Here is a 12824-nt window from a genome sequence, read left to right as displayed (position 1 = left end):
TTTTAGAACATGGGTTGTGCAGCATCGAAAGAAATTCATGTAAACAGACAGCGAGGAAAATTTATACCAGTAGCATATTTAGATATATATACCAGTTTTGTTTTCAACTGAGTGTATAAGTTTATAGGATGATATAGGTTTTAAAATAGTTGTTACTATAATTAAGAGATACCCAAAACAAACAAACAAAATAATTTCATTATAGGAGTAGTCATGAACTTTTTGCGCATGAGCGAGCTGGATTTAACTGATAAGGTGGTGTTGATTCGTGAAGATTTAAATGTACCAATCAAAGAGGGTAAAGTAACCAGTGATGTGCGCTTACAAGCCAGTTTACCGACTATTAAGATGGCACTGAGTAAAGGAGCGGCTGTCATTATTTGTTCTCATTTGGGACGTCCAACAGAAGGTAATTTTGAGGCGATATATTCACTAGCACCAGTGGCCGATTATCTAACGGACAAGTTAGCCGGATCAATAAAGCAGCCTGTAACTCTCAATGATAATTATCTTAGCGCAGGAGTAGATATTAAAGCTGGTGAGGTGGTTTTACTAGAAAACGTACGTTTTAATAAAGGCGAGAAGAAAAATGATGACTCACTAGCAAAGGCTTACGCTGATCTTTGTGATGTGTTTGTTATGGATGCCTTTGGTACAGCGCACCGTGCGCAGGCTTCAACCGAAGGGGTGACTCAAGCCATGCGTCAGGCTGATAAAACTGTGTGTGCAGGGCCTTTATTGGCAGCCGAGCTTGATGCGTTGAGTCAGGCGCTTGAAACGCCAGATCAGCCTATGCTTGCTATCGTTGGCGGCTCAAAAGTATCGACTAAGCTTGAAGTACTTCATAGTTTGGCAGAGCTTTGTAGCCAAATTATCGTGGGCGGCGGCATTGCTAATACATTCTTAGCGGCTCAAGGCCATAGTGTTGGCGCTTCACTATATGAAGCAGACTTGGTTGATACCGCGCGCGATATTATGAGTAAAACGGATATTTTATTGCCCCAGTATGTTGTCGTTGCAGATAAAAACGACATTGATTTTGCTGATTTTGGGGGTTCATTGCAAAAGGCGACTGCTACCGTTAAAGCTGTAGATAATATCGCTGACACTGATATGATATTGGATATTGCTCCGCAAAGTGCCAAGCAGTTAGCTGAAGCAGTTATGAATGCAAAAACCATACTATGGAATGGCCCAGTGGGTGTATTTGAAGTGGATGCCTTTGGTGCGGGTACTGAAATTCTAGCAAAGGCGGTCCAAGATAGTAAAGGTTTTTCAATCGCTGGCGGCGGTGATACTTTAGCTGCGATTAATAAGTATGAAGTGGCAGATGGCGTAAGTTATATGTCGACAGGAGGCGGTGCATTTTTGGAGTTTGTAGAAGGTAAGACACTACCTGCGGTCGCCGCGCTACAATCTTAATGAGTTAAATATTATAATTAGACAATTGTTATTTGTTAATGTACTAAAATTGTTATTGCATGTCTTATCTGCTCTCTATAAAATAGCGTTACCATGTATTTTGACATGCACTATTGATAAGAGGTTTATTATGTTAAAGCGTCATTTGTTAATTGCTAGTGTTCTTGCTGGTACTTTTGCAGTCACTGCGTGTAGCCAACAAACTGAAGAGCAAGCTGAAGCTACTGTTGAATCTGCTGGTGATGACATTGCAGCTAACACAGAAGCTGCTACTGCAGAAGCTGAAGCTGCAGCTCAAGAAACAGGTCAGGCCATTGCTGACGGAGCTGAAAATGCTGGTGAAGCTGTCGCTGATGGTACAAGTGAAGTAGTTGAAGGCTCTGCTTCAGTAGTTGCTGACGGTGCTGATGCCGTTGCTGATGGCGCAGATAATGTCGCTGAAGGCGCAAATGAGGTAGCTGTTGACGCCGATCAACAGTACTAGGCAGTATTAGTGGCTGGTCTGACAAAGGCCTGTTGGTTAAAAGCATAGTTCTAAAGAATAGTTTTGAAGTAACTGTTGCTTAAAGATATATAATTTACTTAAAAAGCTTTGGTAATTGCTGAACTGACCCCCTAAACTTGGACAGTTTAAGTTTACATCAAGGACTGAGTTCTGTACTTTACAGGACTCAGTCCTTTTAGTTTAAGTTGAATTCTCTCATGATTATAGTAGTGGATATACTCATGAATCTGTTGCTCTAAATCCTCAATGGTATTCGGTTTCTCAATATAAATCGTCTCACATTTGAGCGTACCAAAGAACCCTTCCATCAATGCATTGTCTAAGCAATTACCCTTACGGCTCATACTTTGGTTAATATGATTCGCTCTAAGCGTACTTGCAAACGGTTTCATTTGATAGTGCCAGCCTTGATCTGAATGCAGGGTGAGCTCCTCTTTGCGCTTTGCAGGTATGTTTTTAACGGCACGCTCAAGCATCTGTTTGACTAAGTTATAGACGGGTCGTCTTGAAAGCTCGTAGCTGATGATCTCATTGTTGTAGCCATCGAGTATGGGTGATAGATACAACTTATCACTACCAACCTTAAATTCAGTAATGTCAGTAAACCATCTGCGATTAGGCGCACCTGCTCTGAACTTACGCTTGACCCTGTTCTTAGCTATAACGCCGCACTGTCCTTTGTAGGATCGATACCTTTGTCGTCTGATTCTGGCAGTCAGCTTAAGCTGTCCCATAAGCCTTGCAACCCGCTTATGGTTGACCTTTAGTCCTTCATTCTTAAGTGTCTGAGTGATTCGACGATAACCATATCGACCTTTATGCTGGTGGTAGATATCACGGATGCGCTGTTTCAAGGGAGCGTATTTGTCTTTATCCCAAAGACTCGCTCTATGATAGTAGAAACTACTCCTTGCAAGCTTTGCTATGGTGAGTAAGTCAGATAACACGTGCTGTTGTCTTAGTCCTTCGATGAGCCTTGCTTTTTGTCTGCTTGTTCCTCCGCTCTGAGCAAGGCATCGAGCTTTTTTAAATACGCATTCTCCGCTCGTAGATACTCGTTCTCACGTTTGAGCTCTGCTAGGGTCTTGTCCTCATCAGGTTTGTCTGTGATAGGAGAGGTCATAGGATTACTACCTTTATATTTAGAGGTGAGTCCAGACATACCGTAGTGTCGATAAGCGTTGTGCCAGTGGCTAATAAGCGCAGGTGAGCTGATAGTAAACCTAAGGGCAGTTTCAGACTGACTTAGTCCTTCTGATAACATCACAGCGAGCACTTTATACTTAAAGTCGCTACTGTATTTAGTCCTATCGACCTTAGGCTTGATAGCGTCTATGCCACCATGTTGATATTGCTCGACCCATTTGCTGACAAACCGCGGATTTACAGAAAACTTCTCACTGGTAGCATGTCCGCTATGTCCTTGCTTGTAGTATGCTATGACTTTGATCTTAAAGTCTAGATCGTAACGCATAAAATAACCCCCATAAATTGTGTCCAACTTATGGGGGGCAGTTCATATTTAGAGGCTTTTTTGCGTTTAGATAACGGATATGACGCTGAAGATTAAAGATGTAGATAAGTTTGTAGACAGTCACAAATAGTCGTACAACGGCTACGAAGCAGTAGCGAATCTTGCTATAATCAGCGCGTAATGATGACTAGCAAAATACGATGAATAGGTAACGGTTTAATCTTTAAACTCTTTCCTATCGATTTTGTAATCCTCAAACATCATTACAAAACTTATTTTAAAATCGAAACAGAGAGTTTTATGGCTTTAATATCTTTGCGTCAACTTTTAGATCACGCCGCTGAGCATAGCTACGGTGTTCCTGCCTTTAATGTTAATAACCTTGAGCAAATGCGTGCGATAATGATGTCAGCCGATGCTTGCAATGCACCTGTGATCGTACAAGCTAGCGCTGGCGCGCGCAGCTATGCAGGATCTAGTTTTTTGCGTCATCTCATTAGCGCAGCTATTGAAGAGTGGCCGCATATTCCAGTAGTTGTGCATCAAGATCATGGTATGTCCCCTGCCATCTGTCAACGCTCGATCCAGCTAGGGTTTTCATCGGTGATGATGGATGGCTCTTTGGGAGAAGATGGTAAGACACCTATGGACTATGATTACAATGCACGCGTCACGCGCGAAGTGGTGAAGATGGCTCATGCTTGCGGAGTATCTGTCGAGGGTGAGATTGGCTGTTTGGGTAGCCTTGAGACGGGAATGGCAGGCGAGGAGGACGGCTCTGGAGCTGAAGGGGTACTTGGTCATGAGCAGCTATTAACCAGCGCTGATGAGGCTGAGCAGTTTGTAAAAGATACCAATGTTGATGCTTTAGCAATAGCTATTGGTACTAGTCATGGCGCTTATAAGTTTACCCGTCCACCGACAGGAGACATCTTGTCTATTGAGAGAGTCAAAGAGATCCATGCACGTATTCCCAATACGCATCTGGTGATGCACGGTTCATCTTCTGTGCCGCAAGAGTGGCTCCAAGTGATCAACGAGTATGGTGGTGATATCGGTGAGACTTACGGCGTACCTGTGGAGCAAATCGTTATCGCGATCAAGCACGGCGTACGTAAGGTCAATATTGATACAGATTTGCGTCTGGCTTCAACGGGTGCGATCCGTCAGTATTTAGCAAACCATCCTAGCGAGTTTGATCCGCGTAAATATTTTAAAGCCTCGATGATAGCGATGTCAGATATTTGTAGTAATCGCTTTGAAGCGTTTGGATCAGCAGGACAAGCTAGCAAGATCCGTCCGATGAGTCTTGAAAAGATGACTGCTTTTTATCAGTAAGTATAACTACTTACCTCCCGTATTATAGGTGACGGATCATGATAGGACTAATTACCGGGCAAGTGCAGTATTTAATGGCACCAACAGCCTGCATTATGACAACATCTGGCGTAGGCTACGATATTGAACTGCCGCTACCGTCATTTTGTCAGCTACAGGTGGGTCAACAAGCGAGTATTTGGACACACTTTCATGTACGCGAAGATGCGCAGCTGCTCTTTGGCTTTATAGATCGCAAGGAGCGTGATGTGTTCCGGCAACTGATCAAAATCAACGGAGTAGGAGCTAAAATGGCGCTAGCTATGTTATCAGCTATGTCTGGGGCTGAGCTTAAAATGCATGTTGAGCAAGATTCTGAGGCGGCGTTGACTCGAATACCAGGGATTGGTAAAAAGACCGCTCAGCGCTTATTGATTGAGCTAAAAGATAAGCTCAAAAATATAGAAGTTGATAGTAGCGCCCTTGAGCTGAGCATGCAGCCTATTGCCATCTCAGCTGAAGGTAGTATTATTGCTGAAGTGGAAGGCGCACTTATAAGCTTGGGTTATAAAGAAAAAGAAGCACAGCAAGCGATTAAGGCGGCGAAAAGTAATGGTGATACTTTTGCAGACACCCAAGGTTTACTAAAAGCGACGCTACAACAGTTATCAGGCTTTTAAGCTTTAGTTAAGAGCAATGTTCTAACGGCATGAGCGACACCAGTTGTCGCTTATTTTTATAACAAGCATTATTTAAAACGTTTTTGCATGACTTATCTATTAAGGTTGGTTATGCTATTTCTATTCTTATTCAATCTCTTCGCTCCTTTTATACAATGACAAAAACTATGACGCAAGACCGCTTAATCAATCCATTAGCAGGTGCTGGTGACGCGCCTGACGCCAACATTCGTCCCGCACTACTGGCTGAGTACATTGGTCAGCCAGTGGTACGTGAGCAGATGGAGGTCTTTATCAGTGCCGCTCGTGGACGTAATGAGGCGCTAGATCATACGCTGATTTTTGGGCCACCAGGCTTAGGTAAAACGACGCTTGCCAATATTATCGCGCGTGAGATGGGCGGCAATCTGCGTTCAACCTCAGGACCTGTGCTTGAGCGCGCAGGCGACTTAGCGGCAATGCTGACCAACTTGGAGGCAGGAGATGTACTCTTTATTGATGAGATTCATCGGTTAAGTCCAGTGATCGAAGAGATACTGTATCCGGCAATGGAGGATTTTCAGCTTGATATTATGATCGGTGAGGGGCCAGCTGCGCGCTCTATCAAGCTTGATTTGCCGCCCTTTACTTTGGTTGCTGCGACCACGCGGGCAGGTCTTTTGACCTCACCGCTACGTGATCGCTTTGGTATTGTCCAGCGTTTGGAGTTTTATAATATTAAAGATCTGACCACTATCGTCAGCCGTGCAGCGCGTTTGATGCAGGTACCGATGACTGAGGATGGCGCGGTTGAGATTGCTCGCCGTGCTCGCGGTACCCCAAGGATTGCCAATCGTTTGCTGCGCCGTGTGCGTGATTATGCACAGGTAAAGGGCGATGGTGGGATTAATGGCGTTATCGCCGCTAGTGCGCTTGATATGCTGGCTGTCGATCGGCGCGGTTTGGATCATTTAGATCGGCGCTATATTGAGATTTTGCATGAACGCTTCGATGGTGGTCCTGCAGGCGTTGAAGCTATAGCAGCGGCGATGGCGGAGGATCGTGGTACGCTTGAAGATGTGATCGAGCCGTATTTAATTCAACAAGGTTACGTGCTGCGTACCGCGCGTGGACGGGTACTAACGCAAATGGCTATCGATCAGATACAATAATTTAACAATAAAAATCGCTTAGTTATAACTAGGCGATTTTTATTGCTAATAGCAGTCGCACTGTACCGGTCTCGAATTGTGTTAACTATACTACTAGTGGCTGCGGCCATATCTTGCCGGGGTTTAAAATATTCTTCGGATCCAAAGCAGATTTGATAGCTTGCATAAGCATCACTGCATTACCATGTTCTTGATCCATGTATTTTTGCTTGCCTTGACCGATACCGTGCTCACCGGTACAAGTGCCATCCATTTCAATTGCGCGTATAGCCAAACGGCCAACTATACCATCCGCTGCGGCCACCTCTGCTGGATCATTGGTATCTACCAACAATAATACGTGAAAATTGCCATCGCCGACATGACCGACGATAGGACCGATCATTCCTGCTTCTTCTATATCTTTAGCAGTGGCACTGACGCATTCGGCAAGACGTGAGATAGGGACGCAAGCATCAGTAGATAATGCACTGGCCTCAGGTCTTAGTGCCGAGCTGGCATAATAAGCGTTATGCCGCGCTTGCCAAAGGCGTTTACGCTCAGCCTCGTTGGTATCCCAAACAAAGTCAGTGCCGCCAAACTCTTCGATAATATCGCTAAAGGTTTGTGCTTGTTCACGTACGCTGGCCTCGGTGCCATGAAACTCTACAAATAGCGTTGGCGTTTCTTGTAGATCGAGATTGTCGTATTGGTTGCAAGCTTTGACTTGTAGCGCGTCAAGCAGCTCAATACGAGCAATGGGCAGACACATTTGAATGGTCATCATCACCGCTTGGCAAGCGTCTTCAATCGTTGGAAAATGGCAGATGCCGCTACCTATACTCTCACTCAGTCCAAATAGTTTTAGCGTCACTTCAGTAACGATGCCGAGTGTACCCTCAGAGCCTATTATCAAACGGGTTAAATCATAACCAGCTGCTGACTTTTTAGCGCGCGTACCGGTGCGTACAATATCGCCACTGGCAGTAACGACTTCAAGCGCCAGCACTACATCCTTCATAGTGCCATAACGTACCGCGTTGGTTCCTGAAGCGCGAGTGGCAACCATACCGCCGATACTGGCATTGGCACCTGGATCTATCGGAAAAAACAGTCCGGTATCACGCAAATAATGATTGAGCTGCTCACGGGTAACTCCTGGTTGTACAGTTACCGTGAGGTCTTCATTGTTAACTTGCAAAATAGCATCCATCGCATGCATATCGATACAAAGCCCGCCGAATGGCGCGTTTAACTGGCCCTCCAGTGATGAGCCAATACCAAAAGCAATTACTGGCATTTGATACTCACTACAAATCGAGATGGCAGTAGCTACGTCATTTTTATCGTTAACCGTCAATACCGCGTCGGGCGGCTGATTGGCAAGCCAAGTCATGGTGTGCCCATGCTGCTCACGTACCGTTTGATTGATGCTCAGCTGCTCGCCAAATTGAGCCTGCAACGCATCAATAGCAGCACTGTAATTTGTTTGCGTAGGAGTAGGACTAACTTCGGAAATTAACATAAGTAGTTCCCTTTATAGCTTTTAAATAGGTTTAATAACTTTCATTTTAGCGTAATTAAACCTAACACATTAAGCTAAAATGCGCCAAATAACTGCCAGTACAGCAAGAATATAAAAAATTGGCGCAAACCAGCCCACTTGGGTAGCAATGGCAATAGAAACACCAAATCCGGCTAGTGCTAACCAGTCACGACGCCGGTCGTTGAGCATATCAGCGCGAATTTGCTGAATCTCGCGCAGCTGACTGTCTTGCCTTGAGCCTTGGGAGGCAAGGCTTTGCAGGCCTTGATCAAGCAGTTTAGGAATGTTGGTGCTGGATAACAAAATCTCCGGTAGCTGGGTACGCAGTTGCTGCAAATTACGCACAGGATCGAGCTGCTCTTTAATCCAGCTACTCAAAATAGGCTTAGCTAACGACCAAATGTCTAAATCTGGATATAAATCGCGGCCAAGACCTTCAACATGAACTAAGGTTTTGAGCAGTAGCATCAACTGCGGCGGAATACTCATATGATGGCGACGGGCGATGTCTAATATCTGCATCAGCACCCCTGCAAAATCAATATCGTTGATAGACTTTTGCAGCATAGGGCCGACGGTTCGGCTCATATCGCGCATTAAAGCATGCTTGTCAGTATTTGGCGGTATCCAGCCGGCGCGACTGACAATATCTACTAAAGCGGCAAAGTTATTGTTCATCACCGATAGCAGCATGCGCGCTACGATCAGCTGGTCGTCCTTTGACAGCGTACCCATGATCGCGCAGTCAAGGCCAATATAGCGCGGCTCATAACCTAGACCTGTAGGAAGTGTATTGCTAGCTGAAGTCTTTACTGGCGGCGTTTCTACAAACACATTACCTGGGTGCATATCGGCGTGAAAAAAGTTATCACGAAACACTTGGGTAAAAAATATCGTTAAGCCTTTTTCTGCTAGTATCGCACGGTCATAACCTAGCTCATCAAAGATATGTACCTGCGAGATGGGCACGCCTTGAATACGCTCCATAACCATCACGTTTTTGGCGGCATCATAGACTTCCGGCACGTACATCAAAGCTGAGTCTAAAAAATTGTTGCGCATTTTGGTAGTATTGTCAGCTTCTAACAACAAATCTAGCTCGTTGAGCATGACTTGTCGATAGTCCTCGACAATATCAATAATGTGCACTGCGCGCGCCGCTTCAATACGAGCAGATACCCACTGAGCAAGCTCACGCAGCAGCTCAAAGTCAGCAATGATAGTGCTGCGAATATCGGGACGTACGACCTTTATCACCACTTCGCGGCCATCACGCAGTGCTGCAGTATGGACTTGTGCGATAGAGGCGGCGGCTAAGGGCTTGACATCAAAGCGCGCAAATAAAGTAGCAATAGGTTGACCAAGGCCATGTTTGGGATCTTGTATTTGTGCGATGGCAACATCAGGATCGAACGGTTTGACCTGATCTTGCAATTGTACCAACTGTTCAATGATGTTAGGTGGTACTAAGTCGCGGCGCGTAGATAGGAGCTGACCGAGCTTTAAGAACAGGGTGCCCATGTCTTCGAGCGCGTACTTGATAGCATTGGGCTGATGGGTCTTACCCCATGCGGCAGGATGCAGGCGAATCAGACGTAGCAGCGGCTGCAACTGCGGCGCGTCTTCGATAGAGAAGTGGGTATCAATACGGTAGCTTGCTGCGATACGCCAAAGCTCAAGTAAACGGGCACGGTGAGATAGTAGCATGGACAATAATAACTCTAATAAGCGATAATTATTCTAAAGTAACAATTATAAAAACAACGGTTGAAAAACTTATCGTCTAAAACGTCACTGTTTAAAATGTTGCTATTTAAAAAATTACTTTGAATAAATAGGGGAGAAGCGACTTTAGATGGATACAAAACGAATCTTAGGGTCTTACTAATCGCGATCATAGCGTGCTTGTTCTGCTTTAATTGCAGCAAGCCTTGCCTCTTCACGTTCAACATCTGCACGTAGCTTGAGCAATTGCTGCTTTAAATTATCGGTTTCAGCTTTGTCATCAGCGTCGGGCTCACTATTGCCTGCTACTTCATTGGCCCAGTCACTGACATCATCAAAAGCACGTTTGGCACTATGGCGCAGGCTACCCTTAAGTTGAGAGATCAGTAATTGTAATTGGCTGGACATAGGCTTACCTATAATAGGTTCAAGCTGTCCGGCAATATCAGGATCAAAACCTGCGACCAACTGTTTGAGCTGCATAAGCACTTTATAATCGCCTGCGATAGGCAAATTACCTTCAGCGCCGCGCATCAGATTAAGCAGCTGCGCTGGGTTATCGACAGAGATCGTGCAGTCAGGACTACTGTGACCGATACGCGCCATATCTATATTTGCCTGTACACGCTCGCTATCAGCGTTGCCATTATAATCAGAGCTAGCTGCAAATTTACGCTCAGAATGGCTGCGCGGCTCAAATACACTCTCAGTAGTCACAGGCTCAAAACGCAAACGCTCATGATTAAATAAAATATCTAAATGTATCTCAGGCATTGCCATATTAAGACGTAGCACTTTACCTGCAAGCGGTGCAAGTCCAGCTTGCGTAATCTCATCACTGGCGATAGCCATATTGATAAGCTTCTCGGCACCTGCCAAAAGTAATACCGTTAGCATAATACTGTCACCTGTTTAAAGGGGGTTATAATCATCTAGCTACACTGTTTTATGTGACAACTTTCACCGGTTTAACCATCCAAGATTAAAGCTACCACACAAAACCTGTTAAGCTTTAAAACCGCGATGTACCGCTACAATACCAGCGGTTAGATTATGATAATCGCAGTTCTCAAAACCGGCTTCTTCCATCATCTGCTTTAAGGTTTGCTGATTGGGATGCATACGGATGGACTCAGCTAGGTACTGATAACTCTCTGAATCGTTAGCAACCAGTTTGCCCATCATCGGCAGCGCGGTAAAAGAATACAGATCATAAGCTTTAGATAACGGCTCAAAGACAGGCTTGGAGAATTCTAAAATAAGGAGACGACCACCTGGCTTTAGTACCCGGTACATGGAGCGTAGCGCTGCGTCTTTATCAGTGACATTACGAAGGCCGAAGCTGATCGTCAACAGATCAAAACTCTCATCATCAAATGGGGCTAAGGTCTCAGCGTTTGCTAGCACAAAGTCTACATTATTACAGCCAGCATTGATCAGGCGTTCACGACCAACTTCTAGCATAGCTGCATTGATATCTGATAACACTACGTGGCCACTGCGTCCCACCTCACGGCTAAAGACTTTGGCAAGATCGCCAGTACCACCAGCAATATCAAGTACCTGTTGACCGGCACGTACCCCTGACAAGCTAATGGCATAACGCTTCCAAAGGCGATGAATACCAAAAGACATCAAATCGTTCATGATGTCGTATTTTTTGGCGACCGAAGTAAACACATCGGCGACGCGAGCTTGTTTCTCAGCTTTTTTCACGGTTTTATAACCAAAATGCGTCTCTTCGCTACCATCGGTATCTAAAGTATGCGGATTATTAATATCATCGCGCTGATTAAAAGCAGTTTGCGCCGCAGTCCGTGTTTGTTGACTATTTTGCTCATCACTCGAGCTGGTGTGATGGGCGTTGGCCTGATTGGTTGGCATAGTGGTTTGTTGACCTTGCGCTTTGCCTACCGGTAAGTCCTGAACTTGAGTAAAATCGCTACTGCGACTGTCTTGAGACGCGGTTTCAAGCGTTGGGCTTGGGCGGGCTTGAGCCTGAGTACTAATATCCTGGTTGCGCGCGATACTATCTTTAACCAGCTTGTCTTGAATATCGTTATTCAGATGGTTTTTTGGGTTGTCAGTCATAGCGTTGTCCGATTGTAAGCTCTTATAATCATATATGATACTTAGAGGCTTAAGATTTACTCTTTAATGATGCTGTTGTTTTGCGAGCTATCATACACCAAACACAGCTCGTTTATCGGCAATATTGGCATCATGGACTTGATCAATGATCTTTAGTTCGCGCTCGCAGAAAGGTTCAATAAAGCCGCTAACACTTTTGAGAGGTTTCATAGCACTAAAACCGGCTTCAATAAAGTCATATAATGGCTGATAGTTATGCTTATAAGCGGTACCTTTAGAAAAGGAAAAAGCTTTACGCAGCACAAAAGAGTTCAGATATTTATCGGTACGATAGCAAACATCTTTTAGATTATTGATTTGTGTACGGCGTGCATCTGCTTCATCAACGGCATTGTAAGCGGTGAGCATGTTCTCTTCATTGACATCTAAATCATGCTCTATCAACCACTGCGCTAAATGCATATCCAACTCAATGGCCAAAATAGCAGCTTGAATAGCCATACTGCCGGTTTGTAAGACATTTTCGCTGGCAAGACGCTCAAGCTTTTTAGCTTTCGGCAAGATGCGTTCTAACTGTTTAGCTAATAGCTTAAATTCACCACCGCCGTATAGCTGGGTGACGAAGTAGTCAGCCATGGGCTTGTTTTTGGGCTGCTCAAACAATGCTGCATGAGTTTTTTGAATACGCGCGCGTTGCCAAGCTTGAACTTCATTGAGAGTGTCATTAAGCTTTTCATCTTCATGATAAGGTAGCGCCCAATAGTGGGTTAGATGCTGTTGTAAGTCAGATAAAGCAGACATAATAGGCAATCCTATAGATATAAATGTTAATGGGAAAAATAATTGTTATTTGAAAGTTATAAAATGGATAACTAAAACTAAGGCTTATCGGTAGCTGTCAAGCATACTGTCATCATAGTCAGTTACCTTAAAA

The 12824-nt window shown here is 44.7% G+C and carries 11 protein-coding genes and 1 pseudogene; 5 read left to right on the top strand and 7 right to left on the bottom strand.

Features of this window, described 5'->3' with window-relative positions:
- The first annotated feature begins 213 nt into the window (after positions 1-213).
- Together ACR63N_RS10695 and ACR63N_RS10690 are read left to right on the top strand one after the other, a co-directional pair.
- On the top strand, positions 214-1422 hold the full coding sequence (locus ACR63N_RS10695; RefSeq protein WP_367103922.1) for a phosphoglycerate kinase: 1209 nt from the start codon (positions 214-216) through the stop codon (positions 1420-1422).
- Positions 1423-1552: 130 nt separating this feature from the next.
- Entirely contained in the window at positions 1553-1906 is a 354-nt protein-coding gene (locus tag ACR63N_RS10690) for a hypothetical protein (protein WP_367103923.1), read from the top strand.
- A 152-nt stretch (positions 1907-2058) separates the two neighbouring features.
- Here the strand turns inward: ACR63N_RS10690 and ACR63N_RS10685 are convergent.
- A pseudogene (locus ACR63N_RS10685) lies at positions 2059-2901 on the bottom strand (IS3 family transposase); the annotation flags it as partial.
- A complete protein-coding gene (locus tag ACR63N_RS10680) occupies positions 2886-3401 on the bottom strand; it encodes a transposase (RefSeq protein ID WP_367105913.1) in 516 nt (171 codons plus the stop codon). The gene ACR63N_RS10680 and the pseudogene ACR63N_RS10685, both read right to left, overlap by 16 nt.
- Positions 3402-3701: 300 nt before the next feature.
- Here ACR63N_RS10680 and fba point away from each other — a divergent pair, with 300 nt between their 5' ends.
- The 3 genes from fba to ruvB all read left to right on the top strand — a co-directional run bounded on the left by fba (position 3702) and on the right by ruvB (position 6549).
- Positions 3702-4739: a class II fructose-bisphosphate aldolase gene (gene fba / locus ACR63N_RS10675; protein WP_367103924.1), complete on the top strand. Its 1038-nt coding sequence runs from the start codon at positions 3702-3704 to the stop codon at positions 4737-4739.
- A gap of 38 nt (positions 4740-4777) precedes the next feature.
- On the top strand, positions 4778-5398 hold the full coding sequence (gene ruvA / locus ACR63N_RS10670) for a Holliday junction branch migration protein RuvA (protein WP_367103925.1): 621 nt from the start codon (positions 4778-4780) through the stop codon (positions 5396-5398).
- A gap of 167 nt (positions 5399-5565) precedes the next feature.
- Positions 5566-6549, top strand: coding sequence for a Holliday junction branch migration DNA helicase RuvB (gene ruvB / locus ACR63N_RS10665; protein WP_367103926.1), 984 nt, complete (start codon positions 5566-5568; stop codon positions 6547-6549).
- A gap of 85 nt (positions 6550-6634) precedes the next feature.
- Here ruvB and ACR63N_RS10660 read toward each other — a convergent pair whose 3' ends face one another.
- The 5 genes from ACR63N_RS10660 to ACR63N_RS10640 form a co-directional block, all read right to left on the bottom strand.
- On the bottom strand, positions 6635-8053 hold the full coding sequence (locus ACR63N_RS10660; protein WP_367103927.1) for an FAD-binding oxidoreductase: 1419 nt from the start codon (positions 8051-8053) through the stop codon (positions 6635-6637).
- 69 nt (positions 8054-8122) lie between these two features.
- Positions 8123-9781: an ABC1 kinase family protein gene (locus ACR63N_RS10655; protein WP_472782007.1), complete on the bottom strand. Its 1659-nt coding sequence runs from the start codon at positions 9779-9781 to the stop codon at positions 8123-8125.
- Between the two features lie 177 nt (positions 9782-9958).
- Entirely contained in the window at positions 9959-10696 is a 738-nt protein-coding gene (locus ACR63N_RS10650) for a ubiquinone biosynthesis accessory factor UbiJ (protein WP_367110511.1), read from the bottom strand.
- A 108-nt stretch (positions 10697-10804) separates the two neighbouring features.
- Entirely contained in the window at positions 10805-11683 is an 879-nt protein-coding gene (ubiE, locus tag ACR63N_RS10645) for a bifunctional demethylmenaquinone methyltransferase/2-methoxy-6-polyprenyl-1,4-benzoquinol methylase UbiE (RefSeq protein ID WP_472782738.1), read from the bottom strand.
- A 297-nt stretch (positions 11684-11980) separates the two neighbouring features.
- Positions 11981-12691 (bottom strand): FFLEELY motif protein, encoded by a 711-nt coding sequence (locus ACR63N_RS10640; RefSeq protein ID WP_367106827.1) that lies wholly within the window; start codon positions 12689-12691, stop codon positions 11981-11983.
- Positions 12692-12824 lie beyond the last annotated feature (133 nt).

Source organism: Psychrobacter sp. M4 (assembly GCF_055699795.1).
This window is presented reverse-complemented; position numbering and strand designations above follow the sequence as displayed.

Bases quoted from the DNA above. Each gene is read 5' to 3' on its own strand.
- ACR63N_RS10695 (WP_367103922.1), top strand. From the start codon at position 214: ATGAACTTTTTGCGCATGAGCGAGCTGGATTTAACTGATAAGGTGGTG.
- ACR63N_RS10690 (WP_367103923.1), top strand. From the start codon at position 1,553: ATGTTAAAGCGTCATTTGTTAATTGCTAGTGTTCTTGCTGGTACTTTT.
- ACR63N_RS10680 (WP_367105913.1), bottom strand. From the start codon at position 3,401: ATGCGTTACGATCTAGACTTTAAGATCAAAGTCATAGCATACTACAAG.
- fba (WP_367103924.1), top strand. From the start codon at position 3,702: ATGGCTTTAATATCTTTGCGTCAACTTTTAGATCACGCCGCTGAGCAT.
- ruvA (WP_367103925.1), top strand. From the start codon at position 4,778: ATGATAGGACTAATTACCGGGCAAGTGCAGTATTTAATGGCACCAACA.
- ruvB (WP_367103926.1), top strand. From the start codon at position 5,566: ATGACGCAAGACCGCTTAATCAATCCATTAGCAGGTGCTGGTGACGCG.
- ACR63N_RS10660 (WP_367103927.1), bottom strand. From the start codon at position 8,053: ATGTTAATTTCCGAAGTTAGTCCTACTCCTACGCAAACAAATTACAGT.
- ACR63N_RS10655 (WP_472782007.1), bottom strand. From the start codon at position 9,781: ATGCTACTATCTCACCGTGCCCGTTTACTTGAGCTTTGGCGTATCGCA.
- ACR63N_RS10650 (WP_367110511.1), bottom strand. From the start codon at position 10,696: ATGCTAACGGTATTACTTTTGGCAGGTGCCGAGAAGCTTATCAATATG.
- ubiE (WP_472782738.1), bottom strand. From the start codon at position 11,683: ATGCCAACCAATCAGGCCAACGCCCATCACACCAGCTCGAGTGATGAG.
- ACR63N_RS10640 (WP_367106827.1), bottom strand. From the start codon at position 12,691: ATGTCTGCTTTATCTGACTTACAACAGCATCTAACCCACTATTGGGCG.